Here is a 25,564-nt window from a genome sequence, read left to right on the forward strand (position 1 = left end):
GCAGGTCGCTCTCGTGCACCCCATCCGTCGTACGAGGCAGCGCCAGTACGTCGCTGTGGTGGACCACGACCCGCAACTCGCCCGCCGCGCACGCCGCCAGGCGCTCGCGGAGATAGCGTTCGGCCGGGCCGCGCAGTTCCGGTCGCTGTTCCACGGCCGCGCCGACCCAGCCGCGCAGCCACTGCGCCGTGAGCGCGGACTCGTCGGCGCCGAGCCGCCAGGGGCTCGGGTGGACGCGGACCGTGCCGCCGCGTGCGGAGAACGCCTCGCACGCCACCGTGATCGCGTCCGGACCGAGCAGGTCGCCGCGCTTCTGGTGGGCGTTGAACGCCTCGGCGATCTCGCCGTCCAGCGGGTCGGAGGGACTGAGTTCCACGCGTCCCGCGACCGACAGGGTGAGCAGCGCCGGGCTGCCGGCGCCGGTGCAGGCGGCGACGAGGGTCTCGACCTCCTCCCGGGTGAGGACGTCGAGCAGCGCGGACGCCGTCACCAGCGAGGCACCGGTGAAACTCTCCGGGGTGAGCCGGGCGACGTCGCCGCGGCGGGTCTCGACGGTGACCCTGCTGCCGTCGGCGGCGGCGCGCGGGGAGGCAGCGGCGGCGAAGTGCAGCAGGTAGGGGTCGCGGTCGTGCAGGATCCAGTGCTGGGCACCGGCGAGGCGGGGCGCGAGCCAGCGGCCCATCGAGCCGGTGCCGCAGCCCAGGTCGTGGATGACCGAACCGTCGGTTCCGCCCGGCAGTTCGGCGAGCCGGACCCGCAGCGGATCGAGCAGTACGTCCGCCCGCGCGGCCCCGTCGGGCCCTTCGCGCAGTTCCAGCCACTCGGGGGCGTAGCGCGAGGGTTCCTCCGGGCCGGAGTCCCGCAGCCTGAGGGTGGGGCGTTCGCCGGGACCCGCCCCGGGAATCACCAGCCCCACGGGATCCGCGGTGCGGCAGCCGTCCGCGGAGGCCGCGTCCAGGCCGGCCGGGTCTTCCCGGTCCGTGGCCGTGCCGATGCCGAGTCCCGGCCGTTGTGTCGGTGCCGTGTCCCTCATGCCGCCCTCCTGGGTTCGTTCGACAGCCGGCCCAGTACCGCGGCCAGGCTGCGGGCCGTGGTCGCCCAGCCGTCGAGGGCGGCCCGGCGGCCCCGGGCGGCCGCCTTCAGGCGTCGTCGTACGTCCGCCTCGCCGAACCAGCCGCGCAGTTCGGCGGCGAGGGCGGCGGGGTCCTCCGGCGGGACGAGGATGCCAGGCACCCCGCCGTCGGGTGCGCGCCCGACGGCCTCGGGCAGCCCGCCGACGTCCGTCGCCAGGACCGGGATGCCGCGCGCCAGCGCCTCGGTCACCGCCATGCCGTAGGTCTCGGCGTAGGACATGAGGACCATCAGGTCGGCGGCGGCGTAGCTGGCGTCGAGTTCGGCGCCGGCCTGCGGTCCCGCCAGCACCAGCCGGTCCTCCAGGCCGTGCTCGCGGATCAGGGCCCGCAGTCCGGCCACGTACTCCGGGTCCTGGCCGAGGCCGCCCACGCAGACGCAGGTCCAGGGCAGGTCGGTCACCGCCGCCAGCGCCTCGACCAGCCGGTGCTGTCCCTTGCGGGGGGTCACCGCGGCCACGCACAGCAGCCGGGAGACGCCGTCGGTGCCGGAGGCCAGGGGGGCGATGTCGGCGCCGGGGGTGGCGACATGGACCCGTTCGGGGGCGAGTCCGTGGTGGGAGACGAGGCGCCGGACCGCCCAGTCGGAGGTGGCGACGACGGCCGGCACCGCCCGCAGCACCGTGCGCTCCCGGGCGTCCAGCTCGGCGGCGGTCCCGGCCGCAAGACCCGTCTCGTCGCCCAGCGGAAGGTGCACCAGCACCGCGATCCGCAGCCGCTCCGCCTCGGGTACGACGACCTCGGGCACCCCGCACGCGACGAGCCCGTCGAGCAGCACCACCGTGCCGTCCGGCAACTCGCGCAGCGTACGCGCCAGTTCCGCACGTGCCGCCGCACCGGGCCGGGGCCACTCGCCCGCCACGGCGTGCTGATGGACCTGCCAGCCGAAGCCGGGCAGGTCCAGACTCACCCGGCGGTCGTAGGCGTTGCCGCCGCTCGGCGCGGCCGGGTCGTCGACGCCGCCCGGCAGGACGAAGTGCACGGAGCGCAGGGACATGGGGACGATCTCGGCGTTCTTCAGGGCGGGGTTCTGCACGGGCACATAGGCGAGCCGGGCCCGGTCCACCGTCAGGTCGGTCACAGGGCACGCTCGTAACTCGCCCAGGCGACATGCGACTCGTGCAGGGTGACGGTGAGTCCGGCCAGGCCCTTGGCGCCCTCGCCGAGCGCTCCCTTGTGCACCCGCTCGGCGAGCCGGTCGGCGATGACCTTGGCCAGGAACTCCGTGGAGGTGTTGATCCCGGCGAAGTCGGGTTCGTTGTCGAGGTTGCGGTAGTTCAAGTCGGCGACGACGGCGCCCAGTTCCTGGGTGGCGAGCCCGATGTCGACGACGATGTTGTCCTCGTCCAGCTGCTCGCGCCGGAACGTGGCGTCCACCAGGAATGTCGCTCCGTGGAGGCGCTGCGCGGGTCCGAAGACCTCGCCGCGGAAGCTGTGGGCGATCATGATGTGATCGCGAACGGTGATGCTGAACAACGGACGACCCTCCAGGTGCGGCGCGTCTGATCCCCGGCTGATCGTTGCCGGGGATGTGGAGTAGTACGGCTCTTCGCTTCCCGTTGTTCAGCCGACTCTCACTCTTTTCTCAGGTCAGGCGCTCGTCCCGTACCGCACGCGGTGACACAGTGCCGGGATCTCCCCGGACGCGAGCCTCGGCAGCACCTCAGGCAACTCCTCGAACGCGCTCTCCCCGGTGACGAGAGCGTCGAGCGCCGGGTCGGCCAGGAGTTCGAGGGCGAGGGCGAGCCGGTCGGCGTAGGTGCGGCCGGGGCGGGCCGGGGAGACGGTGCCGACCTGGCTGCTGCGGATGACGAGCCGCCGGGAGTGGAAAGCCTCGCCGAGCGGCAGGGTGACGGGCCGGTCGCCGTACCAGCTCAGTTCGAGGACCGTGCCTTCGGCGGACAGCAGTTCGAGGGAGCGGGCGAGGCCCTGCTCGGTGGCGCTGGCGTGCACGACGAGGTCGCACTCCCCGCGCGCGTCCCGCGGCAGCGCGAAGTCCACGCCGAGCGCCTCGGCGGTCTTCGCGCGCGCCGGATCGGCGTCCACCAGTTGCACCCGTACGCCGGGGAAGCGGGCCAGCAGCGCGGCCACCGAGCAGCCGACCATGCCGCCGCCGACCACCGCGATCCGGTCGCCGATCAGCGGCGCCGCGTCCCAGAGCGCGTTGACGGCGGTCTCCACGGTGCCGGCGAGGACGGCCCGTCCGGCGGGCACGCCGTCGGGCACCCGCGTGACGGCGGTGACCGGGACGACGTACCGCGTCTGGTGCGGGTAGAGGCAGAAGACGGTGGCGCCGACGAAGTCCGCGGGGCCCTCCTCGACCTCACCCACGCTGAGGTAGCCGTACTTGACCGGCGCCGGGAAGTCGCCCTCCTGGAACGGCGCCCGCATGGCCGCGTGCTGGCTCTCGGGGACGCCGCCGCGGAAGACCAGGGTCTCGGTGCCGCGGCTCACCCCGGAGTACAGGGCGCGCACCAGTACCTCCCCCTCGGCCGGGGCCGGAAGGGTGACCTCCCGGATCTCCCCTTCACCCGGACTGCTGAGCCAGAACGCGCGTGCGGGTGGCGTCATCCGCATCCTCCTGAACGATCGGGAAGTACTTCACGTACCGAGGTGTGCACAGGCCGCGCACAGTACGCGGCGTTGATCGACTCTGTCACACGGCCGGAGGATGTTCGGTGGCCCTGAACAACACGTATGACGCGAGGCTGGTCCAGCAGGAGACGGCGCTCGGAGCGGGCGTGCAGATCCTGGTGCTGGCGCTGCTCGGCACGGCGATCGGCATGGGGCCGGCGGGCTGGCTGACCGGACTCGCGTTCGCCGTCGCCACCTGGGCGGTGCTCTCCCGGGCCCTGCACCGCTCCCGGCTGCGCTCCTTCGGCCCCGCCAACCGGGTCACCCTCGGCCGCTCCATCCTGGTCGGCGGGGTCACGGCCCTGGTCGCGGACTCCTTCCAGAGCCCGCCGCCGCTCACCCTCCTGGTCGGCCTGACGGCCGTGGCCCTCATCCTGGACGGCGTCGACGGCAAGGTCGCCCGCCGCACCGGCACCTCGACCGCTCTGGGCGCCCGCTTCGACATGGAGGTCGACGCGTTCCTGATCCTGGTGCTGAGCGTCTACGTCTCGATGGCGCACGGCCCGTGGGTGCTGCTGATCGGCGGCATGCGCTACGGCTTCGTCGCCGCCGCCCGCTTCTGGCCGTGGCTGAACGCCGCGCTGCCGCCGAGCACCGCCCGCAAGACGATGGCCGCGCTCCAGGGCGTGTTCCTGCTGCTGGCCGCCTCGGGCCTGCTGCCGCACCTCGTCGAACTCGGTGTCGTCGCCACGGCTCTGGCGGCGCTGGTCTGGTCGTTCGGACGCGATGTGCTGTGGCTGCGGCGGACCTCCCGGCTGCAGCCGGGCGTGGAGGCGCGGGAACTGGTCGCGGCCTGACGCGACGACAGCACCACCGCCGCCTGCACCCCGCCGGGAGCGGGCCGGCACGATGAACCCGGCCGCGTCCCGTGCCGGATGTGGCCCAGATCACCCGACCCGAGTGCAGCGTCCCGGGGGCCCCAGGGCCTTCTCACAGGTGTAGGTGACCGGCGACAGCAGGGACGTGCGGATGCAACGGGCGCGAGAGGGTGAGTTCGACGCTTTCGTGGCGGCCCGGTGGTCGGGGCTGCTCCATCTCGCGCGCCTGCTGACCGCGGGGGACCGGCACCGGGCCGAGGATCTGCTGCAGGAGTCCCTGGTCAAGCTGTGGTCCGTCTGGGCGAGGGTCGGCGAGGAGGCCCCCGAGGCCTACGTCCGCAAGGTCATGGCACGCGCCGCCGCACGGTCGGCACGGCGGCGCTGGTGGGGCGAGCGGCCCGTCGAGCAGCTGCCCGAGACCGCGGTGCCGGGCGATGTGTCCGCCACCGTCGCCGAGCGGTCCCGGCTCGAGGCCGCGCTCGCGCAGTTGCCCCCCAAGCAGCGCACCGCCGTGGTGCTGCGCTACTACCAGGACCTGCCCGACCGGCAGGTCGCCGACGTGCTGGGCTGCCCGGTGGGCACCGCCCGCTCGCACGCCTCCCGCGGAGTCGCCCGGCTGCGGCACCTCCTGTCCGACGTCATCGAAACGGTCGGGTGAAGGAGGAGTCATGGACCACTTCGAAGAGCAACTCGCCCACCTGATGCGCTCCTCCGCGGAGTACAGCCCCCTGGAGGCCCGGCAGCGGGAACGGCTCCACGAGGCGGTACGGACCCGGCGCCGGCTGCGGGCGGCCCGCAACGCCGCCGGATCGGTGCTCGCGGTGGCCGCGCTCGCGCTCGCCCTGCTGCTGCGGCCCGGCGGAGCCCAGCACGTCGAGCCCAGTTCACCGCGTCCGGCGCCCACCATCAGCCCGAGCACATCGGCTCCGGACCACTCCCCCTCCTCGACGTCCGGGCCGCCGAGCACCTCACCGGTGTCCACGCCGACGGACACCGCCACGTCCACGCCGACGACGCAGCCGCCCTCGGCCACCACCGCGGACGCCGCCACCTCCACCCCCACCTCGTCGGAGCCGCCGACGTCCACGCCCGACACCTCCGAGCTGACCTCGCCTCCGGCCTCCACCACCGAACCGGCCTCGGACCCGCCGCCGGAGACCTCCGCCACCCCCTGACCGCGCCCCGCCCCTTCTCGAACGCCCCGCCCGCACCTGCGGAACACCCCGCCCCGGCTGCCTTCGGCATGCCCTGCGGCACAGCACAGACAAGGACAGACAGTGACGAAGCAGCGGGAGCAGCTGATGACCCGGCGACCCATCGATGTCGACCCCCTCGCCCCCGTTCTCGATCTCGTCGTCCCCGTCTTCAACGAGGAGGCGGGTCTGGAGCAGAGCGTGCGGCGGCTCCATGCCCATCTGCGCGCCGGCTTCCCGTACCCCTTCCGGATCACCGTCGCCGACAACGCCAGCACGGACGCCACCCCCCGCATCGCCGCCCGGCTCGCCCGTGAACTGCCGGAGGCGCAGTGGCTGCGCCTGGAGGAGAAGGGGCGCGGACGGGCGTTGCGGGCGGCCTGGTCACGGTCGCCGGCACCGGTCCTGGCGTACGTCGATGTCGATCTGTCGACCGAGCTGGCCGCGTTGCTGCCGCTCGTCGCCCCGCTGATCTCCGGGCACTCGGACCTCGCCATCGGGACCAGACTGGCGCCCGGATCGCGCGTGGTGCGGGGCCCCAAACGGGAGTTCCTCTCCCGCGGCTACAACACCCTGCTCCGCTCCACCCTGGCCGTCGGCTTCTCCGACGCGCAGTGCGGGTTCAAGGCGGTACGGCGCGATGTCGCCGAGCGGCTGGTGCCGTTGGTGCGGGACGAGGAGTGGTTCTTCGACACCGAGCTGCTGGTGATCGCCGAACGGGCCGGACTGCGCATCCACGAGGTGCCGGTCGACTGGGTGGACGATCCAGACAGCCGTGTCGACCTCCTCCCCACCGCCCTCGCCGACCTGCGCGGCATCGTCCGGATCGGCACGGCCCTGGCCCGCGGCAGACTGCCCCGCGACACCTCACCCCCGGGCCTGTTCCCCCAGCTCCTGCGCTTCGCCCTGGTCGGCGCCCTCAGCACCCTCGCCCACCTGCTGCTCTACGCCGCCCTGCGCCCGGCGACCGGAGCACAGGCCGCCAACGCGCTGGCGCTCCTGGTGTGCGCGGTGGCGAACACGGCCGCGAACCGGCGGTTCGCCTTCGGCGTGCGCGGCAGGGGCGGGGCACTCCGGCACCAGGCGCGCGGACTGCTGGTCTTCGTCCTGGGCCTGACGCTCACCTCCGGAGCGCTCGCCGCCCTGCACCTCGCGGCACCGGACGCCGCGCCGCGCACGGAACTCGCCGTGCTCGTCGCCGCCAACCTCACCGCGACCCTGCTGCGGTTCCTGCTCTTCCGCGCCTGGGTGTTCGGCAAGGGGACCCGATGAACGCCACCACCGACACCCGGCCGGCCTGGAACGCCCGGCTCACCGAGGCGGTCCCGCCACGGCACCCGCTGCGCGAGGCCGCCGCCCGCTACGGCCCCGTCCTCGCCCTCTACGGCACCCTGAAGCTGATCGGCTTCACCGTCTTCCTGACCCTGCTGCACACCGCGGGCGACTTCCGCGAGAAGAACCACCGCTTCGGCGGGGGCGCGCACCCCTGGGACGTGCTCGCCACCTGGGACGGCTGGTGGTACCGGCAGATCGCCGAGCACGGCTACGACCCCGCCCTCGTCCCGGTCCCCGGCGCCACCGGAATGATCACCCTCGAGGGCAACTCGGCCGCCTTCTTCCCCCTCTATCCGGCCCTGATGCGCCTGGTCTCCGAGACCACCGGCCTGGGGTCCTACGGCGCGGGCCTGCTCGTCTCCGTCCTCGCGTCCTTCGCGGCGGCCCTCGGCATCTACACGGTCGCCGAGCACCTCGGCGGACGCCGGGCGGGCCTGGCCGCCGCCGGACTGTGGGCGGTGTGGCCCGGCTCCGGCGTGGAGTGGGCGGTCTACTCCGACTCCCTCTACGTCGCCCTCGCCGCCTGGTCCTGCCACGCCATGCTGAGCCGCGCCTGGCTCACCGCGGGCCTGCTCACCTTCCTCGCGGGCCTCAACCGCCCCACCGCCGGCGCCCTCATCGCGGCCCTCGGCGTCGCCGTCGCCCTCGCCCTGCACCGCCACCGCCAGGACGAGGGCGTCGTACGACCGCTGCTCGCCCTGGCCGTGGCACCGCTCGGGCTGTTCGGCTATCTGGCCTGGGTCGGACACCGCATGGGCGACTACGGCGGCTACTTCAAGCTCCAGGACGGCGCCTGGGCGCACACCTTCGACTACGGCGAGCAGACCCTGGACGTCCTCACGTCCCTCCCGGTGGGTCACTTCGACTACCTCTTCGCCTACCCCTTCGCGGACGTCGTCGGCGTGGGCACGGTCCTGCTCGCCCTCACGATGCTCGGCCTGCTGCTGCGCCACCGCCCGCCGGCGCCGCTGGTGGTGTACACCGTGCTCACGCTGGCGCTGATTCTCGGCAGCCAGCAGATCTTCGCCAACGTCTCCCGCTACCTGCTGCCGGCGTTCCCCCTCTACCTCCCCCTCGCCTTCGCCCTGCGCCGGCTCAGCCCCCTGATGATGTTGGCCCCTCGGCGTCGCGGCGGTGGCGTCCGGGTCGTACGCGGGATACGTGCTGTTCGAGCTCGGGGTGCCGTAGCCCGCCGGCCGGGGTGCCGGTGCGAAAACAGCTTGTGCGGGCCGAGAAGATCTCGACCCGCACAAGCTGGGATGTGTCCGAGGGGGGACTTGAACCCCCACGCCCGATAAAGGGCACTAGCACCTCAAGCTAGCGCGTCTGCCATTCCGCCACCCGGACCAGGTGTCTGCCGCCTTGCCGGGGGTGTTCCCCGCGGCGACAGGGACAACAATACCAAGGTTTCGGAGTGGCCCTCACGTGCATATCCGGCGGACGGAGGCCCGGGCGGAGCCTCCGGCGGAAGGTTTCACCAGGAGCGATGCCCTGCTCACCCTGGGGTGTCCGTGGCGTGGTCCTCCCAGGTCAGCAGGTGCAGCGCGCGCAGCAGCGTGGCGGCGGTCCGCTCGTCCAGGGGGGCCAGGAAGCTGCGCTCGGCCGAGCGGCGGGCCTGCTCGGCCTGCCGGTAGCACTCCTCCCCCTCGGCCGTCAGCTCGACGATGTTCTTGCGCCGGTCCCGGGTGCTGCGCCGCCGGGCGACCAGGCCGTGATCCTCCAGGCCGTCGATCAGCGCCACCATGGTGGTGCGGTCGACGCCCAGCCGGCCCGCCACCTCCACCTGAGACAGCGGACGCGCGCCGGACAGCACCGCGAGCACCGCCAGCTCGTGCCGGTCCACGCCGTACGGAGCCAGCGCCTGAGCGGAGGTCCGGGCCAGCTTGGTCTGCGCGAGCCGGAGGAGGTGACCGAGACGGGTGTCCTGGCGAGCGTCGGGCCGCGGCTCGGGAGACGCGGGAGGTTCGTCACGGACCATGCGCAGACTGTAGCGATCAGCTTCCGCCCCTACCCGGTCATCCCCCGCCCCGATCTCCTGGCATGCCCCCGCATCTCCTGTCATACCGACGCTCAGGACTGCCCGTCCCGCATGCCGACCGCATCCCCTCCCTCCCGGCCTCACGGCATGAGGTGGTACTCCGGGAAGTTCCCCGGCAGGCGCTCCCCCGGCGGCCCGTGCGTCACCGCGCGCACCAGCAGCTCGCCGCCGACGAAGGCGCCCCGCCAGGACGCCCCGAACCCGCCGAACAGCTCGTCGCGGTCGCCGCGCGAGCGGGGTGTGCCATGGCCGACCTTGAAGGCCCGGATCTGCGGGGCGAGACGCTCGAACGCCGACCGGTCGTCCGTGGACAGGGTGGCGACCAGGGCGCCGTTGGAGGCGTTCATGGCGGCCAGCAGCTCGGCCTCGGTGTCGACCAGGACGATGGTGTCGACCGGCCCGAACGGCTCCGCGTGGTGCAGGGGCGAGGAGGGCGGCGGGTTGAGCAGCGTGACGGGCTGGACGTACGCCGAGGTGTCCTGGCCGGGCAGGAAGCGCGCGTCGGCCGCACTGCCGCGGTGCAGTGGCACGGCGCCCCGGTCGACGGCCTCGGCGACCTGGTCGTGCAGCTCCTTGGCCTTGGCCGCGTTGATCAGGGGGCCGAAGTCCAGGGCCGGGTACGGGTCGTCGGGGTGCTCGACGGCCAGCGGATGGCCGACCCTGAGCGTGCGCACCGCCGGGAGGTACGCCGCCAGGAACTCGTCGAACAGCGTGCGTTGGACGACGAAGCGCGGGTACGCCGTGCAGCGCTGTTTGCCGTAGTCGAAGAGCTTGGGCACGACCTTGGTGAGCGCGTCCCAGTCCGTGTGGTTCCAGATGCCCCAGGTGTTGAGTCCCTCCTGTTCGAGTACATGTCGTTTGCCGAGGTCGGCGACGGCCGTGGCCACCGCGGCGCCGGTGTCGCGGCCCCCGACGAAGGAGACGCAGCCGATCTCGGGCGCCCGCACGAGCGCCTGGGACAGCTCGCCCCCGCTGCCGCTGACGAGGGTGACGGGTATCCCCTCGCGGGCGGCGAGCGCCGAGGCCAGGGTGAGGCAGGCGACGCCGCCGTCGGTCGGGGTCTTGGCGATGACCGCGTTGCCTGCCAGTGCCTGTACCAGTACTGCGTGAACGAGCACGCTCATCGGGTAGTTCCAGCTCGCGATGTTGGACACCGGGCCGTCCAGCGGGGCCCGGCCGGCGAGCATCGGCTCGATGCCGTCGACGTACCAGCGCACCCCCTCGATGGCCCGGTCGACGTCGGCCTGCGCGAGCCGCCAGGGCTTGCCGATCTCCCACACCAGGAGCAGGGCGAGGAGTTCGCGGTGCTGGGTGAGGGAGTCGAGGGTGGCGGCGACGCGGGCGCGGCGTTCGGCGAGGGGGAGGTGCCGCCAGGCGCGGTGCTGGTCCAGCGCGGCACGTACGGCCTGGTGGGCGGTGGCCCGGTCCAGGCGGGGCGGGCCCGCGACGGGGCTCCCGTCGACGGGGCTGGTGGCGGGCAGGGCCCGGCCGTCGGCCTGCCAGGTGCCGGCCCAGAGGTTGAGGACCCGGTCGTCCCGGAAGGCCTCGGGGGCGACGGCGAGACAGCGCTGCCAGGCCTCGGACCAGGAGGCGCCGGATTTGAGGGTGAGGGTGGTTGCCATGGGGTTGCTCCGCTCTCGGTGCACGGTCGGGGGCGGGGGGCGAAGGTCTGGTGCGCCTGGGCCACAGGTGCTCGTCAAGCGCCTGAGCTGGACCGGTGATGCTCGTCAAGACGCCCGATCTGGACCGGTGATGCTCGTCGGCGCCTGAGTCGGACTGCGGACGCTCGTCGAGACACCCGAGGCGCCTGCGCCGGACTACCGCTGTTCGTCGAGCCGCGCGAGCACGAGCCTCGCGGTCTCCGTCGGGGTGTTGCCCACCCGCACTCCGGCGGCCTCCAGGGCCTGCTTCTTCGCCGCCGCCGTACCGGAGGAGCCGGAGACGATGGCGCCGGCGTGGCCCATGGTCCTGCCTTCGGGGGCGGTGAATCCGGCGATGTAGCCGACGACGGGCTTGGTGACGTGGTCACGGATGTACGCGGCCGCGCGTTCCTCCGCGTCGCCGCCGATCTCCCCGATGAGGACGACGATGTCGGTGTCGGGATCTTCCTGGAACGCGGCGAGGCAGTCGATGTGGGTCGTCCCGATCACCGGGTCGCCGCCGATGCCCACGCAGGTCGAGAAGCCGATGTCGCGCAGCTCGAACATGAGTTGGTAGGTGAGGGTGCCGGACTTGGAGACCAGGCCGATGCGGCCCTGCTTGGTGATGTCGGCGGGGATGATGCCGGCGTTGGACTGGCCGGGGGTGATCAGCCCCGGGCAGTTGGGGCCGATGACCCGGGTGCCCTCGCGTCGTGCGTACGTGGTGAAGGCGACGGTGTCGTGCACCGGGATGCCCTCGGTGATGACGACCGCGAGGCCGATTCCGGCGTCGGCGGCCTCGGTGACGGCCGTCTTGACGAAGGCGGGCGGCACGAAGACGACGCTGACGTCCGCGCCGGTCTCCGCCATGCCTTCGGCGACCGAGCCGAAGACGGGGACGGCACGGTCGTCGAAGTCGACGGTGCGGCCCGCCTTGCGGGGGTTGACGCCGCCGACGACGTCGGTGCCGGCCGCGAGCATGCGCCGGGTGTGCTTCATGCCCTCGCCGCCGGTCATGCCCTGGACGAGGACCTTGCTGTCCTGGGTGAGGTAGATCGCCATGGTGTCCCGTCTCCTTAGGCCGAGGTGGCGAGTCGGGCGGCCCGGGCGGCGGCGCCGTCCATGGTGGCGGCCTGCTCGACCAGCGGATGGGCGTGCTCGTCGAGGATGGCGCGGCCACGTGCCGCGTTGTTGCCGTCGAGGCGTACGACGAGCGGCTTGGTCAGCCGCACCTCGTCCAGGGCCTTGACGATGCCGTCGGCGACCGCGTCGCAGGCGGTGATGCCGCCGAAGACGTTGACGAGGACCGACTTCACGGCCGGGTCGGAGAGGATCACCGAGAGCCCGTCGGCCATGATCCGGGCCGAGGCGCCGCCGCCGATGTCGAGGAAGTTGGCGGGGCGGGCACCGCAGCCGGCGACCACGTCGAGCGTGGACATCACCAGGCCGGCGCCGTTGCCGATGATGCCGACCTCGCCGTCGAGCTTGACGTAGTTGAGGCCCTTGGCGGCGGCGGCCGCCTCCAGCGGATCGTCGTGCGCCTCGGCTTCGGCGCCCCACCGTGCCTGCCGGAAACCGGCGTTGTCGTCGAGGGTCACCTTGCCGTCTAGGGCCAGGATGCGGCCCTGTCTCGTGCGGACGAGGGGGTTCACCTCGACGAGCACGGCGTCCTCGCGGACCAGTACCTCCCACAACCGCAGGAGGACGTCGACGGTCTGCGCGGGGAGTCCGGCCGCCGCGGCGATCTCGCCGGCCTTCGCCGAGGTGACGCCCTCGGCCGGGTCGACGGGGACGCGGGCCACCGCCTCCGGCCTGGTGGCGGCGACCTCCTCGATATCCATTCCACCCTCGGCGGAGGCGATGGCGAGGAAGCGGCCGGCCGCACGGTCGAGGACAAAGGAGACGTAGAACTCCGCCTCGATGTCCACGGGTTGGGCCAGCATCACCGTGCCGACGCGGTGGCCATTGATGTCCATGCCCAGGATCTGGCGGGCCGTCAGTTCCGCGGCGGCCGGGTCCGCGGCGAGCTTCACTCCGCCCGCCTTGCCACGCCCGCCCGTCTTCACCTGCGCCTTGACGACGACACGGCCGCCGAGCCGACGGGCGATCTCGCGCGCCTGCTTCGCACAGTCCGTGACCTCGGCCCTGGGCACCAAGATGCCGTGTTCTTCGAAGAGTTCCCTTGCCTGGTGCTCGTACAGGTCCATACCGGCTCCTGACTCAAAGTGCCGCACGCCCCCTGGACACCACCCACCGGATGCGGGATAACAAGCTTCATACAGTATTCGTCGACTGTATGCAATGTACCGCGAGAGCGTTCCAACCCCCTACGAAGGGACAGGACTTCGCCATGCCCGACGACACCCAGGACGTCATTTCCGGTGGTCATCTTGTAGCCAAGGCCCTCAAGGCCGAGGGCGTCGAGCGCATCTACACCCTGTGCGGCGGCCACATCATCGACATCTACGACGGCTGCGTCGACGAGGGCATCGAGGTCGTCGACGTACGCCACGAGCAGGTCGCCGCGCACGCCGCCGACGGCTACGCCCGCATCACCGGCAAGCCCGGCTGCGCCGTCGTCACCGCGGGGCCCGGTACGACCGACGCCGTCACCGGCGTCGCCAACGCCTTCCGCGCCGAGTCCCCGATGCTGCTGATCGGCGGCCAAGGAGCGCTCACCCAGCACAAGATGGGGTCCCTCCAGGACCTCCCGCACGTCGACATGATGACCCCGATCACCAAGTTCGCGGCGGCCGTACCGGACACGGCACGCGCGGCGGACATGGTGTCCATGGCGTTCCGTGAGTGCTACCACGGCGCGCCCGGGCCCTCCTTCCTGGAGATCCCGCGGGACGTCCTCGACGCCAAGGTGCCGGCCGCCAAGGCCCGGGTGCCCCGGCCCGGCGCCTACCGCGCCTCGACCCGCTCCGCCGGTGACCCCGAGGCGATCGAGAAGCTCGCCGACCTTCTCGTGCACGCCGAGAAGCCGGCGATCCTGCTGGGCAGCCAGGTGTGGACCACCCGCGGCACCGAGTCGGCCATCGAGCTGGTCCGCACCCTCAACATCCCCGCCTACATGAACGGCGCCGGCCGCGGCACCCTGCCGCCGGGCGACCCGCACCACTTCCAGCTCTCGCGCCGGTACGCCTTCTCGGGCGCCGACGTCATCGTCATCGTGGGTACGCCCTTCGACTTCCGCATGGGCTACGGCAAGCGGCTGTCGCCGGACGCGACCGTCGTGCAGATCGACCTCGATTACCGGACCGTCGGCAAGAACCGCGACATCGACCTCGGCATCGTCGGCGACGCCGGGCTGGTGCTCAAGGCGGTCACCGAGGCCGCCTCCGGGCGCCTGAACGGCGGTGCCGCCAAGCGCAAGGAGTGGCTGGACGAACTGCGCTCGGCCGAACGGACCGCGCTCGACAAGCGGCTGCCGCACCTGCGCTCGGACGCCTCCCCCATCCACCCCTACCGGCTGGTGAGCGAGATCAACGACTTCCTCACCGAGGACTCCATCTACATCGGCGACGGCGGCGACATCGTCACCTTCTCCGGTCAGGTCGTGCAGCCCAAGTCGCCCGGCCACTGGATGGACCCGGGGCCGCTCGGCACCCTCGGCGTCGGCGTGCCCTTCGTCCTCGCGGCCAAGCAGGCCCGTCCCGACAAGGAGGTGGTCGCCCTCTTCGGCGACGGCGCCTTCTCCCTCACCGGCTGGGACTTCGAGACCCTCGTCCGCTACGACCTCCCCTTCGTCGGCATCGTCGGCAACAACTCCTCCATGAACCAGATCCGCTACGGCCAGAAGGCCAAGTACGGCGAGGCCCGCGAACGTGTCGGCAACACCCTCGGCGACGTCCACTACGACAAGTTCGCGCAGATGCTGGGCGGTTACGGCGAGGAGGTCCGCGACCCCGCCGACATCGGCCCCGCGCTCCGGCGCGCCCGCGAGTCCGGGAAGCCCTCGCTGATCAACGTCTGGGTCGACCCGGACGCGTACGCCCCCGGAACCATGAACCAGACGATGTACAAGTGAGGTGGCTCCCATGACAGGAACGCCGAGCAAGGCACTCGAAGGCATCCGCGTCCTGGACATGACGCACGTCCAGTCCGGGCCCTCCGCGACCCAGCTGCTCGCCTGGCTCGGCGCGGACGTCGTCAAGCTGGAGGCGCCGACCGGTGACATCACGCGCAAGCAGCTGCGCGACCTTCCCGACGTCGACTCGCTCTACTTCACGATGCTCAACTGCAACAAGCGGAGCATCACCCTCAACACCAAGACCGAGCGCGGCAAGGAACTCCTCACCGAACTGATCCGGCGCTCCGACGTCATGGTCGAGAACTTCGGTCCGGGCGCGGTCGACCGGATGGGGTTCACCTGGGACCGCATCCAGGAGATCAATCCACGGATCGTCTATGCCTCCATCAAGGGGTTCGGCGAGGGCCCGTACACCAACTTCAAGGCGTACGAGGTCGTCGCGCAGGCCATGGGCGGGTCGATGTCGACCACCGGCTTCGAGGACGGGCCGCCGCTGGCGACGGGGGCCCAGATCGGGGACTCGGGCACGGGCGTCCACGCGGTGGCCGGGATCCTCGCGGCGCTGTTCCAGCGCGAGACGACCGGGCGTGGTCAGCGGGTGAACGTGGCCATGCAGCACGCGGTGCTCAACCTCTGCCGGGTGAAGCTGCGCGACCAGCAGCGCCTGGCCCATGGCCCACTCGCTGAATATCCCAACGACGACTTCGGCACGGAGGTTCCCCGTTCCGGCAACGCCTCCGGCGGCGGCCAGCCGGGCTGGGCGGTCAAGTGCGCGCCGGGCGGCCCGAACGACTACGTGTACGTCATCGTGCAGCCCGTCGGCTGGCAGCCGATCAGCGAACTCATCGGCCGGCCCGAACTCGCGGAGGACCCCGAGTGGGCGACGCCGGAATCCCGGCTGCCCAAGCTGAACAAGATGTTCCAGCTGATCGAGGAGTGGTCCTCGACCCTGCCCAAGTGGGAGGTGCTGGAGCGGCTGAACGCGCACAACATCCCGTGCGGTCCGATCCTGTCCACCAAGGAGATCATCGAGGACGCCTCGCTGGTCGACAACGAGATGGTCGTCACCGTGCCGCACCCCGAGCGCGGCGAGTTCGTGACCGTCGGCAGCCCGCTGAAGCTGTCCGACTCCCCGGTGGAGGTGACCGGTTCACCGCTGCTCGGCCAGCACAACGAAGAGGTCTTCATCGGCGAGCTCGGCCTCGGCGACGAGGAGCTGCGCCTGCTCAAGTCGAACGGAGTGATCTGACGTGATGGCCGACGACCGGGCCCTGAGGGTGCGCACGCTCCTCGACTCCGTGCGGGCCGAGGGACGCACCGCGCTGACCGCTCCCGAGGGCAAGGTGATCGCCGACGCGTACGGGATCGCCGTACCCGGGGAGGAGCTCGCCACCGACGTCGAGGAGGCGGTGGCGTTCGCGGCGCGCTTCGCCGGACCGGTGGTGATGAAGATCGTCTCCCCGGACATCCTGCACAAGACCGACGCCGGCGGAGTGATCGTCGGCGTCGAGGGCGCCGCCGCCGTACGGGCGGCGTTCCGCACCATCGTCGACAACGCGCGCGCGTACGACGCGTCCGCGCGCATCGCGGGCGTCCAGATACAGGAACTCCTCCCCAAGGGACTGGAGGTCATCGTCGGCGCGGTGACGGATCCGACGTTCGGGAAGGTCGTCGCCTTCGGGCTCGGCGGGGTGCTGGTCGAGGTCCTCAAGGACGTCACCTTCCGGCTCGCGCCCCTCGACGCGGACGAGGCGCTGTCGATGCTGGACTCGATCCGGGCGGCGGAAATCCTGCGCGGGGTGCGCGGCCAGGCGGCCGTGGACCGGTGGGCGCTGGCGGAGCAGATCCGCCGGGTGTCCCAACTGGTCGCCGACTTCCCCGAGATCGCCGAGGTGGACCTCAACCCGGTGATCGCCACCCCGGACAGCGCGGTCGCCGCCGACATCCGGGTGATCCTCGCGGAGAACCAGCCGCCGCCGCGCCGCACGTACACGCGCGAGGAGATCCTCACCTCGATGCGGAGGCTGATGCAGCCCTCCTCGGTCGCCGTGATCGGCGCCTCCAACGAACCGGGCAAGATCGGCAACTCGGTGATGCGCAACCTCGTCGACGGCGGCTTCGCCGGGGAGATCCATCCGGTGAACCCCAAGGCCGATGACATTCTGGGCCGCAAGGCGTACAAGAGTGTCACGGACGTTGTCGGTGAGGTGGATGTGGCGGTCTTCGCGATCCCCGCCAAGTTCGTGGCCTCGGCCCTGGAGGAGGTGGGACGCAAGAAGATCCCCAACGCCGTGCTGATCCCCTCCGGGTTCGCCGAGACCGGGGAACACGAGCTCCAGGCCGAGATCGTGGCCATCGCCGAACGGCACGGCATCCGGCTGCTCGGACCGAACATCTACGGCTACTACTCGACGTGGCACGACCTGTGCGCCACCTTCTGCACGCCCTACGACGTCAAGGGCGGGGTGGCGCTGACGTCCCAGTCCGGCGGCATCGGCATGGCCATCCTGGGCTTCGCCCGCACCACGAAGACGGGCGTGTCGGCGATCGTCGGTCTCGGCAACAAGTCCGACCTGGACGAGGACGACCTGCTGACCTGGTTCGGGGAGGACCCGCACACCGAGTGCATCGCCATGCACCTGGAGGACCTCAAGGACGGCCGGGCCTTCGTGGAGGCCGCTCGGGCGACCGTGCCGAAGAAGCCTGTCGTGGTGCTCAAGGCCGGCCGGACCGCCGCCGGAGCCAGGGCGGCCGGGTCGCACACCGGGGCGCTCGCGGGCGACGACGCCGTCTACGACGACATCCTGCGGCAGGCCGGGGTCATCCGGGCGCCCGGTCTGAACGACATGCTGGAGTACGCGCGCGCGTTGCCGGTGCTGCCCGCCCCCCAGGGCGACAACATCGTGATCATCACCGGGGCCGGCGGCAGCGGGGTGCTGCTGTCCGACGCGGTCACCGACAACGGCCTGACCCTGATGGACATCCCGCCCGACCTGGACGAGGCGTTCCGGACGTTCATCCCGCCCTTCGGGGCCGCGGGCAACCCGGTCGACATCACCGGGGGCGAGCCGCCGTCGACGTACGAGGCGACGATCCGGCTCGGTCTGGAGGATCCGCGCATCCACGCGCTGGTCCTCGGCTACTGGCACACCATCGTCACGCCCCCCATGGTCTTCGCCGAGCTCACCGCGCGCGTGGTGGCCGAGTTCCGCGCGCGCGGGATCGAGAAGCCGGTGGTGGCGTCGCTCGCGGGGGACGTCGAGGTCGAGGAGGCCTGCCAGTACCTGTACGAGCGAGGGGTCGTGGCGTACCCGTACACCACCGAGCAGCCGGTGGCCGTGCTCGGCGCGAAGTACCGGTGGGCGCGGGCGGCGGGGCTCCTGGGAGGCGGCTCATGAGGTGAGGGGGCACGGGGCCGGCCGACGGTGCGCGTCGGCCGGCTCCAGGACCCGTGCGCGCACGAAAGGCATTGGACAGGGGGCGCTGGCCAGAACTTTCGACGCAAGGGGTGCAACGAGCCGTGACAACCACCGACGTTCCTCAGGTCGCCGCGTACCGGGAGGTGACCGACAAGAACGGACGCGTCTACCGGGTGGGCGAGTCCGACATCGACATCATGGGGCGCAAGCGCAAGTGGATGGTGATCCTGCCGTGGATCGGCATGATGGGCATCTCCTCCGCGGAGTACGCGTTCGCGTCCGCCGAGGACACACTGCACACCGCGCACCAGTGGAACAGCATGCACATCTTCTGGATGATGACCGTCTGGGTCTTCTTCCAGGCCGCGGTGGCCTTCCCCGCGGGCAAGCTGCGTGAGAGCGGCAGACTCCCGGCCCGCTGGGCGATGCTGCTCGGCGCGACGGGCACCCTGCTGGGCTATCTGTCGCTGGCCTTCGCGCCGCATGTCGTCTTCGCGTACATCGGCTTCAGCATGTTCAGCGGCATGGGCGCGGGCATGGTGTACGCCACCTGCGTCAACATGGTCGGCAAGTGGTATCCGGAGCGCAAGGGCGGCAAGACCGGCTTCGTCAACGGCGGTTTCGCCTACGGCTCGGTGCCCTTCGTCTTCCTCTTCAACGGTTACATGGACCTGACCAACTTCCGCTGGGTCCTGGTCTCGGTGGGTCTCCTCCTGGCCGGAATGGTCGGGGTCGCCGGGTACTTCTTCAAGGACCCGCCGAAGAACTGGTGGCCCGCCGCCATCGACCCGCTCAACCCGCCGAAGGACCCCCGCGCGGCCCGCTCGATGCGCATGAACCCGCCGGCGGTGCACCAGTACACACCCCGGGAGGCATGGAAGACCGGCCGGGTGGCCCTGATGTGGATCTGCCTGGCCTGCACGTCCGGCGTGAACATCTTCGGCATCGCCTTCCAGGTGGACATCGGCGAGGAGGCGGGGTTCGCGGGCGGCATCGTGGCCACGGCCATGTCCCTGAAGGCGATCGTCAACGGCACCGGCCGCGGCGTCATCGGCTGGCTCTCCGACCTCTACGGCCGCAAGCGCTGCCTGCTGGTGGTCTGCGTGATCCTGGGACTGTCCCAGTACGGCATCCTCTGGTCGGCCGAGATGAAGAACCTTCCGCTGTTCCTGATCTTCTCGTCCATCTCCGGGTTCGGCGGCGGCGCCATCTTCCCGATGTTCGCCGCGCTCACCGCCGACTACTTCGGCGAGAACAACAACGCGTCCAACTACGGCATGGTCTACAGCGCCAAGCTCGTCTCCGGCCTGGGAGCGGGCATGGGTGCCGTGGTCGTCGGCGCCTGGGGGCACTCCGGTGCCTTCGTCCTGGCCGGTTCCATCTCGTTGTTCGCCGGCTTCATGGCCCTGTTCCTGTCACCGCCGGGCCGCGAAAAGGACAAGCGCATCGTGCCCAATCCACAGCCGCTCGGCGACGAGACGGCGTGACATGACGGCAGGTCCTCCTGAGGAGGCCCTCCCCGCGACGGGGAGGGCCTCCTCACGTGCGGGTACGGCCGTCAGCAGTCCTCGCGCAGCGAGTGCAGATGCTCGCTGGACCGCTGGGCGAAGGTGAAGGACTCGGCCGGGTTGTCGTGCTCGGCCTGCCAGTGGTGGGCGAGCCGCTCGCCGCGCAGCCGGGTCACCCCGGAGATGAACCGCTGGTAGTCGATGTCTCCGTCGCCGACGTCGACCATGCGGTAGCCGTAGGTGTTCGCCGGGTCGCTGACACCGTCCTTCACATGGAACAGCGGGTAGCGGTGCGGCTGCCTGAGGACGTAGTCGAGCGGGTCGAAGGGCGCGGGCGTGCCGTCGGGCCGCTTGGAGAAGCGGAACTGGCCCGAGTAGGCCCAGTAGATGTCCATCTCCAGGTACACGAGATCCGGGTCGGTCTCGGCGAGCAGCACGTCGTAGAGGCGGACCTTGGGGTTGTCGGTGGCGAAGGAGAACTCCTCGGAGTGGTTGTGCTGGTAGAACTTCATGCCGCGCGCCCTGGCCGCCGCGCCGTAGGTGTTGAACTCGTCGGCGGCGCGCTTCCAGGCGTCGACGGTCGAGCCGTAGCGGAACGGGTTCGAGGCGGTGCCGATGTGCTTGAGGCCGAGGGCCTGGGCATCGTCGAGGACCTTGGTGAGGTTCTGGGCGAAGGTGTAGGCGTTCGGGTCGTCGGAGTAGTAGCCGACGTGGCTGCCGATCGGCTTCAGGCCGTGGTTCCTGGCCAGGCGCTTGAGCTGGGCGAGGGTGATCGGGCCCGCCGAGCCCTGGCCGTAGCCGGCGAACTCGACCTCGTCGTAGCCGTACTTCTCCAGTTCGGCGAAGACGGGGGCGAAGCCGAGGGTGGAGACCTTGTCGCGCAGGCTGTAGAGCTGGATGCCGAGCCGTCCGGGCGGCAGAACGGGACGGCCTCGGCCCGCCGCGGAGGGAGCGGCGCCGGGGGCGGCGGCCGTGGCGGGGGTCGCCGCGGCGCCCAGCAGGGCGGCTGCGCCCGCGCCCGCGGCGACGCCGAGCATGCCGCGTCTGCTGAGGCGGTGGGTGAGTTCGGGATCGGTCCGGTAGGTGCGGCTCATGCGGGAACTCCTTGTGATCACAGGCCGTTGTCAGTGGTGAGTGCTTCACTTGGGACCAGTCGGACCTCAGGGGTTCATCCCTCAGGACAGATCGGCGAGTTGGAGCAGCAGTGACTTCACATCGGTGGCCGCGAGGCGGTCGCCGACAGCTCGGGGGGTGGAGCAGATGAGGAGCGGACCGTCGTCGTCGCTCGCCGGAAGGCGGCCGTGGCTGCCGCGAATAGGTGAGGGATCCAGCGGCACGACCGCCATGCGGTAGCGCATGCCGAGTTTCTTGCGTGCCAGCGCGGTCGCCGCCTTGACCTTGACGTAGGGGTCGAGCGGGTCCATGAACAGTTCGACCGGGTCGTAGCCGGGTTTGCGGTGGATCTCGACCAGTCGCGCGAAGTCGGGCGCGCGGGCGTCGTCGAGCCAGTAGTAGTACGTGAACCAGGCGTCCGGCTCCGCGACGGCGACGAGTTCGCCGGAGCGCGGATGGTCGAGATGGTGCGCCTTCTTGCCCTCGTCGTCGAGGAGTTGACCGAGTCCGGGCAGTCCGTCCAGCGCTGCACGGGTCGCGTCGATGTCTTCCGGGCGGCGCACGTAGACGTGGGCGATCTGGTGGTCGGCGACGGCGAAGGCGCGGGAGGCCATCGGGTCGAGGTACTCCATGCCGTCCTGGGTGTGGACTTCGAGGAGTCCGGCCCGGCGCAGGGCGCGGTTGATGTCGACGGGGCGGCTGACGCGGGTGATGCCGTACTCGGACAGGGCGACGACGGTACGGCCCTCCGCGCGGGCGTCGTCCAGGAGCGGGGCCAGGGCGGTGTCCAGGTCGGTGGCCGCTTGCAGGGAGCGCGGGTCGTCGGGGCCGAAGCGCTGCAGGTCGTAATCGAGATGAGGGAGGTAGCAGAGCGTCAGGTCCGGGTGCCGGGTGCGGATGATGTGGCGGGTGGCGTCGATGATCCACTGGCTGGACACGAGGTCGGCGCCGGGCCCCCAGAAGTGGAAGAGCGGGAAGGTGCCGAGTGCGTCGGTGAGTTCGTCGTGCAGGGCGGCCGGGCGGGTGTAGCAGTCGGGTTCCTTGCGGCCGTCGGCGTAGTAGACCGGGCGGGGGGTGACGGTGAAGTCGGTGTCGGCGCCCATCGCGTACCACCAGCAGATGTTGGCGACGGTGTAGCCGGGGTGGGCGCGGCGGGCGGCGTCCCAGAGTTTGTCGCCGGCGACCAGGCCGTTGTGCTGGCGCCACAGCAGGACGTCGCCGAGTTCGCGGAAGTACCAGCCGTTGCCGACGATCCCGTGCTCGGAAGGGTGGGCGCCGGTGAGGAAGGTGGACTGGGCGGCGCAGGTGACGGCCGGCAGGACTGTGCCGAGCGCGGCGCGGGAGCCGGACCGGGCGAGTCGCTTGAGGTGGGGCATGTGGTCGAGGAGACGGGGGGTGAGGCCGACGACGTCGAGGACGAGGAGCGGGGTGGGGCCGGTGCCCGGCGCGGTCCGTGGGGTGCTCGTGCTCACGGGAGCTCCTTCAGGCCGAGGTCGGTGAGCAGGTCGCGGGCCAGGGTGAGTTCGGCGGCGATGCCGTCGGCGAGCTGGGCCCGGGTGGCGGGGCGCAGGGCGGGCGGGAGTGCCTGCCAGGTATAGGTCTCGACCTCCAGATGGCGGGCGAGCGGGTGCGGGCCGCCGACCAGCCGGGCGAGGGCGGCCTTCAGGACGGGGAGCGTGGAGGTGAGGGGCGCGGCGGGGGCCGCGTGCAGCGGAACGTGGAAGTGGGCACGCCAGGGCGCCCCGTAGGGGATCGCCCGGCCGCCGAGGGCCTCGCCGAGGTCGTCGGTGCCGCGCAGGCCGGCGGCGGTGCGGGTGCGGGTCTGGTGCAGGAAGCGCGGCTCGTCGAAGGCGGCGAGGGCGTCGCGCACTTCGGGGAGGTGGGGGTGCTCGGCGTGCAGGGCTGCGGAGAGCTGGGATTTCACGACAGGGACCCCGGACGCGACGAGGGCGTCCAGGGCGGTGTGCGGATCTTCGAAGGAGGTGGCGAGGTGGCAGGTGTCGACGCAGATGCCGATACGGGGGTGGCCGATCGCGGTGAGCGGGGCGATCGCGTCGCCGGTGGTCTCGATGACGCAGCCGGGCTCCGGTTCCAGGCCGATGCGGAGGGAACGGCCGGTGAGTTCCTCCAGCGCGTCGAGCCGTTCGCCGAGCCTGCGCAGCGCGGTGGGGGCCGGGCCGGTGGACCGGGTGCGCCAGGCGAGCGGGAGGGTGGAGATGCTGCCCTCGTCGACGTCGTCGGGGAGCAGCCGGGCCAGGACGCGGGCGAGGGCGGTGGTGTGGTCGAGGCGCTCGGGCTCGGTCCAGTCCGGCCGGTAGACGCGGTACTTGACCTCTCCGGCGCCGAAGCCCTCATAGGGGAAGCCGTTGAGGGTGACGACCTCAAGGCCGCGGCGGTCCAGCTCGCAGCGCAGGCCGCGCAGCGCGGACGGGTCGGTGACCAGGGCGTGGGCGGCGTCGCGGGCGAGCCACAGGCCGATGCCGAGGCGGTCGCGGCCGAGCCGGCGGCGGACGGGTTCGCAGTGATCGCGGAGCTGGGCGAGGACGCCGTCGAGGGTCTCGGCGGGGTGGACGTTGGTGCAGTAGGCGAGGTGGACGGTGGAGCCGTCGGGGTGGCGGAAGCGCATCGCTCACTCCCCGCCGCGCAGGATGGAGTTGCCCTCGTGGCCCGCGGTGTGCATGGCCTCGTAGTCGTAGGTGGTCCTGGACGTCATATGGATGTGGGGGCCGAAGATGCGCATCAGGACTCCTTGCCGTGGGGGTGGGCCGAGCCGTGCGGTGAGGGGGTGGAGTCGGACTCGGTCAGGGCCAGGACGCGGGTGCTCCCTTCGGGGGTGGCGGAGGGATCGCCGGGGTGGGGGGACTCGGTGGGTGCCGGGGCGGCGTGGGGGAGGAACGGAAGGGAGACATCGGTGCCGTGGGGTGGGCGGGCGTGGGAGTGGCAGGGGGGTGTTCCATGACGGTCAGGCGCTGGTGACCGGGGTCGATGAGCTCCGCAGGGACGGCCGGGAAGTCACCCCCTCCCGTCCACCGTCCTCAGTCGCCTCCTCCGGGTCACCGCCCTCAGTCGCCCCCAGCCGCGCCGCGAACCGGACCAGCTCCGCGTACTGGTCCGCCAGTGCTGCCGGGCCCTCCCCCAGCGGGTCCTTGAAGAAGAAGCCGAGTTCGGCGAGCGGGCCGGACAGGCCCCTCTCGTGGGCGCGGGTGACCAGGCGGGCCAGGTCCAGGACCAGGGGAGCGGCCAGCGCGGAGTCGCAGCCCTGCCAGATGGTCTGGAGGATCATCCGGGTGCCGAGGAAGCCGTCGAAGGCCACGTGGTCCCAGGCGGTCTTCCAGTCACCGAGGGCGGGGACGTCGTCGATATGGACCTCCCCCTCGGGAGGGGTGGCGAGGGTGTCGGCCAGGACGCGTTCCTTGCCGGCGTTCTTCGCCGCGGCCGCCGCCGGGTCGGCCAGCGCCGCCCCGTCGCCGCCGCCGAGGAGGTTGGTGCCGGACCAGGCGCGCACGGCGAGGGCGCGTTGGGTGAACATCGGGGCCAGTGCGGCCCGGAGCAGGGTCTGGCCGGTCTTGCCGTCCCGCCCCGCGTAGGGGAGCCCGGACTCGGCGGCGCTGGTGGCGAGTGCGGGGTGGTGCAGGCCGGTGGACGGGGTGAAGTTGACGTACGGGCAGCCCGCGCGCAGGGCCGCCGCCGCGTACAGGCTGCTGGGCGGGAGGGCCCGGCCGGTGGGTGCGGGTTCGGTCGAGGCCAGGTTCACCACGACCGCCCGGGTGAGGCCGAGTCGTCGTACGAAGTCCTGGATGTCGGCGGCGAAGGCGGTGATCAGCGCTTCGGGGTCCCGGGTGTCGCCGGGGAGGGGGCCGCCGGGTCTGATCTCCCGTTCGGCGGCGGCCAGTTCGGACGCCACGGTGGCCGGGAGGCCGTGCGGCAGCACGCCGCCCGCCGCCAGTTCCTCGGCACGCTTGGGGAGCGGGCTGTCCACGGTGTCGTGGCCGCCGAAGACGAGGGAGGGCAGCGGGGGCAGCCCCGCGGAGGCGAAGGGCGGGGTTGCCGTGACCATGCCCGTCGGCGGACGCAGCCCCGCGCAGACCGCGGCGCAGCCCGCTACGACCGTGGTGGCGACGGAGCCGCGCGCCCCGATCAGCCACACTCCGACTCGGGATCCGGAACGGGACACGGACATGGGCAGCCTCCTTGTCGTGTGCGTAACCCCGGTGCTCCCCCGGAGGGGGTCAAGACGGCGGGCGGGGGTCCGGCGTCCCCCGCCCGCCGTCGCTCAGTCGCCCTGGACGGGCAGCTTCTTGATCCGGACAGGCAGTTCCTTGAGCCGGGCGGGCAGTTCCTTGATTCGGACGTTCCGGAAGGACACCTGGTCGCCGGATCCGTGGTTCTGGATGCCGATGTGCCCGTCCCGCAGGCTCCGGGCCGGGTCGGCGTTGGTGAAGTCGTAGCGGCGGAGGTTGTCGTGCGTGAACGCGGCGGCGTCCTCGGTGGCGTCGACGGTGAGGCCGGCCGTGGCGCCGAGTTCCTTGACGGCCGCCACGCCCACGGGGATGGAGCCGTGCCGGAAGCCGGCCGTCTTGGAGAAGACCAGGACCCGCTCGCCGGAGGACTCCCCCGAGGACGGCGCCGGTCCCGACACGCAGCCGGAGAGCAGGCTCGTCCCCGCGACGACCGTCGCCAGGCGGACCGTTGACCGCATC

20 protein-coding genes, 1 tRNA gene and 2 pseudogenes are annotated in these 25,564 nt (G+C 71.9%); 9 read left to right on the top strand and 14 right to left on the bottom strand.

Features of this window, described 5'->3' with window-relative positions:
* Positions 1-19 precede the first annotated feature (19 nt).
* The 4 genes and pseudogenes from M8H82_RS13160 to M8H82_RS13175 all read right to left on the bottom strand — a co-directional run.
* Positions 20-1,033: pseudogene (locus M8H82_RS13160) on the bottom strand (methyltransferase domain-containing protein); the annotation flags it as partial.
* Positions 1,030-2,211: a glycosyltransferase family 4 protein gene (locus M8H82_RS13165; protein ID WP_250073362.1), complete on the bottom strand. Its 1,182-nt coding sequence runs from the start codon at positions 2,209-2,211 to the stop codon at positions 1,030-1,032. The gene M8H82_RS13165 and the pseudogene M8H82_RS13160, both read right to left, overlap by 4 nt.
* Complete coding sequence (locus M8H82_RS13170) at positions 2,208-2,606, bottom strand: 6-carboxytetrahydropterin synthase (protein ID WP_250073364.1); 399 nt, start codon at positions 2,604-2,606, stop codon at positions 2,208-2,210. Before M8H82_RS13170 ends, M8H82_RS13165 begins: the two co-directional genes overlap by 4 nt.
* A gap of 114 nt (positions 2,607-2,720) precedes the next feature.
* Positions 2,721-3,701: a dehydrogenase gene (locus M8H82_RS13175; RefSeq protein ID WP_250073365.1), complete on the bottom strand. Its 981-nt coding sequence runs from the start codon at positions 3,699-3,701 to the stop codon at positions 2,721-2,723.
* A gap of 107 nt (positions 3,702-3,808) precedes the next feature.
* Here M8H82_RS13175 and M8H82_RS13180 point away from each other — a divergent pair, with 107 nt between their 5' ends.
* The 5 genes and pseudogenes from M8H82_RS13180 (at position 3,809) to M8H82_RS13200 (ending at position 8,298) form a co-directional block, all read left to right on the top strand.
* A complete protein-coding gene (locus tag M8H82_RS13180) occupies positions 3,809-4,561 on the top strand; it encodes a CDP-alcohol phosphatidyltransferase family protein (protein ID WP_250073367.1) in 753 nt (250 codons plus the stop codon).
* Positions 4,562-4,733: 172 nt separating this feature from the next.
* Positions 4,734-5,240: a SigE family RNA polymerase sigma factor gene (locus M8H82_RS13185; RefSeq protein ID WP_250073368.1), complete on the top strand. Its 507-nt coding sequence runs from the start codon at positions 4,734-4,736 to the stop codon at positions 5,238-5,240.
* A 10-nt stretch (positions 5,241-5,250) separates the two neighbouring features.
* Entirely contained in the window at positions 5,251-5,757 is a 507-nt protein-coding gene (locus M8H82_RS13190; protein WP_250073369.1) for a hypothetical protein, read from the top strand.
* A 126-nt stretch (positions 5,758-5,883) separates the two neighbouring features.
* Positions 5,884-7,047, top strand: coding sequence for a dolichyl-phosphate beta-glucosyltransferase (locus M8H82_RS13195; RefSeq protein ID WP_250073422.1), 1,164 nt, complete (start codon positions 5,884-5,886; stop codon positions 7,045-7,047).
* A pseudogene (locus tag M8H82_RS13200) lies at positions 7,044-8,298 on the top strand (hypothetical protein). Before M8H82_RS13195 ends, M8H82_RS13200 begins: the two are co-directional and overlap by 4 nt.
* 74 nt (positions 8,299-8,372) lie before the next feature.
* On the opposite strand, the gene M8H82_RS13205 reads toward M8H82_RS13200, so the two are convergent.
* From M8H82_RS13205 to sucC, 5 genes are all read right to left on the bottom strand, one after another.
* Positions 8,373-8,457 (bottom strand) — tRNA-Leu (locus M8H82_RS13205).
* Between the two features lie 148 nt (positions 8,458-8,605).
* On the bottom strand, positions 8,606-9,088 hold the full coding sequence (locus M8H82_RS13210; RefSeq protein ID WP_250073371.1) for a MarR family winged helix-turn-helix transcriptional regulator: 483 nt from the start codon (positions 9,086-9,088) through the stop codon (positions 8,606-8,608).
* Positions 9,089-9,228: 140 nt separating this feature from the next.
* Complete coding sequence (locus tag M8H82_RS13215) at positions 9,229-10,770, bottom strand: aldehyde dehydrogenase family protein (RefSeq protein WP_250073372.1); 1,542 nt, start codon at positions 10,768-10,770, stop codon at positions 9,229-9,231.
* A 195-nt stretch (positions 10,771-10,965) separates the two neighbouring features.
* Positions 10,966-11,850 carry a succinate--CoA ligase subunit alpha gene (sucD, locus tag M8H82_RS13220; RefSeq protein ID WP_250073373.1) on the bottom strand — a complete coding sequence of 295 codons (885 nt, stop codon included), beginning with the start codon at positions 11,848-11,850 and terminating at the stop codon, positions 10,966-10,968.
* A 14-nt stretch (positions 11,851-11,864) separates the two neighbouring features.
* The gene (sucC, locus tag M8H82_RS13225) at positions 11,865-12,995 is read right to left on the bottom strand and encodes an ADP-forming succinate--CoA ligase subunit beta (protein ID WP_250073374.1); all 1,131 of its coding nucleotides are present in this window, start codon (positions 12,993-12,995) and stop codon (positions 11,865-11,867) included.
* Between the two features lie 143 nt (positions 12,996-13,138).
* Between sucC and M8H82_RS13230 the strand changes: the two genes are divergently transcribed.
* The 4 genes from M8H82_RS13230 to M8H82_RS13245 all read left to right on the top strand — a co-directional run bounded on the left by M8H82_RS13230 (position 13,139) and on the right by M8H82_RS13245 (position 19,730).
* Entirely contained in the window at positions 13,139-14,821 is a 1,683-nt protein-coding gene (locus tag M8H82_RS13230; protein ID WP_250073376.1) for a thiamine pyrophosphate-binding protein, read from the top strand.
* A 10-nt stretch (positions 14,822-14,831) separates the two neighbouring features.
* Positions 14,832-16,073 carry a formyl-CoA transferase gene (gene frc, locus M8H82_RS13235; protein ID WP_250073377.1) on the top strand — a complete coding sequence of 414 codons (1,242 nt, stop codon included), beginning with the start codon at positions 14,832-14,834 and terminating at the stop codon, positions 16,071-16,073.
* 4 nt (positions 16,074-16,077) lie between these two features.
* The gene (locus tag M8H82_RS13240) at positions 16,078-18,222 is read left to right on the top strand and encodes an acetate--CoA ligase family protein (protein WP_250073380.1); all 2,145 of its coding nucleotides are present in this window, start codon (positions 16,078-16,080) and stop codon (positions 18,220-18,222) included.
* A gap of 122 nt (positions 18,223-18,344) precedes the next feature.
* Positions 18,345-19,730 carry an OFA family MFS transporter gene (locus tag M8H82_RS13245; RefSeq protein ID WP_250073381.1) on the top strand — a complete coding sequence of 462 codons (1,386 nt, stop codon included), beginning with the start codon at positions 18,345-18,347 and terminating at the stop codon, positions 19,728-19,730.
* 71 nt (positions 19,731-19,801) lie between these two features.
* On the opposite strand, the gene M8H82_RS13250 is transcribed toward M8H82_RS13245, so the two are convergent.
* From M8H82_RS13250 to M8H82_RS36765, 5 genes are all read right to left on the bottom strand, one after another.
* Positions 19,802-20,845 (bottom strand): sugar phosphate isomerase/epimerase, encoded by a 1,044-nt coding sequence (locus M8H82_RS13250; RefSeq protein ID WP_250073382.1) that lies wholly within the window; start codon positions 20,843-20,845, stop codon positions 19,802-19,804.
* An 81-nt stretch (positions 20,846-20,926) separates the two neighbouring features.
* The gene (locus M8H82_RS13255; protein WP_250073383.1) at positions 20,927-22,336 is read right to left on the bottom strand and encodes a nucleotide pyrophosphatase/phosphodiesterase family protein; all 1,410 of its coding nucleotides are present in this window, start codon (positions 22,334-22,336) and stop codon (positions 20,927-20,929) included.
* The gene (gene eboE / locus M8H82_RS13260; protein ID WP_250073384.1) at positions 22,333-23,490 is read right to left on the bottom strand and encodes a metabolite traffic protein EboE; all 1,158 of its coding nucleotides are present in this window, start codon (positions 23,488-23,490) and stop codon (positions 22,333-22,335) included. Before eboE ends, M8H82_RS13255 begins: the two co-directional genes overlap by 4 nt.
* A gap of 336 nt (positions 23,491-23,826) precedes the next feature.
* Positions 23,827-25,044: an inositol-3-phosphate synthase gene (locus M8H82_RS13265; protein WP_250073385.1), complete on the bottom strand. Its 1,218-nt coding sequence runs from the start codon at positions 25,042-25,044 to the stop codon at positions 23,827-23,829.
* A gap of 93 nt (positions 25,045-25,137) precedes the next feature.
* Positions 25,138-25,563, bottom strand: coding sequence for a ThuA domain-containing protein (locus M8H82_RS36765; protein ID WP_374211654.1), 426 nt, complete (start codon positions 25,561-25,563; stop codon positions 25,138-25,140).
* Position 25,564 lies beyond the last annotated feature (1 nt).

Origin of the sequence: Streptomyces sp. YS415 (assembly GCF_023544665.1) — a bacterium.
In the GTDB taxonomy this organism is placed as follows: domain Bacteria; phylum Actinomycetota; class Actinomycetes; order Streptomycetales; family Streptomycetaceae; genus Streptomyces.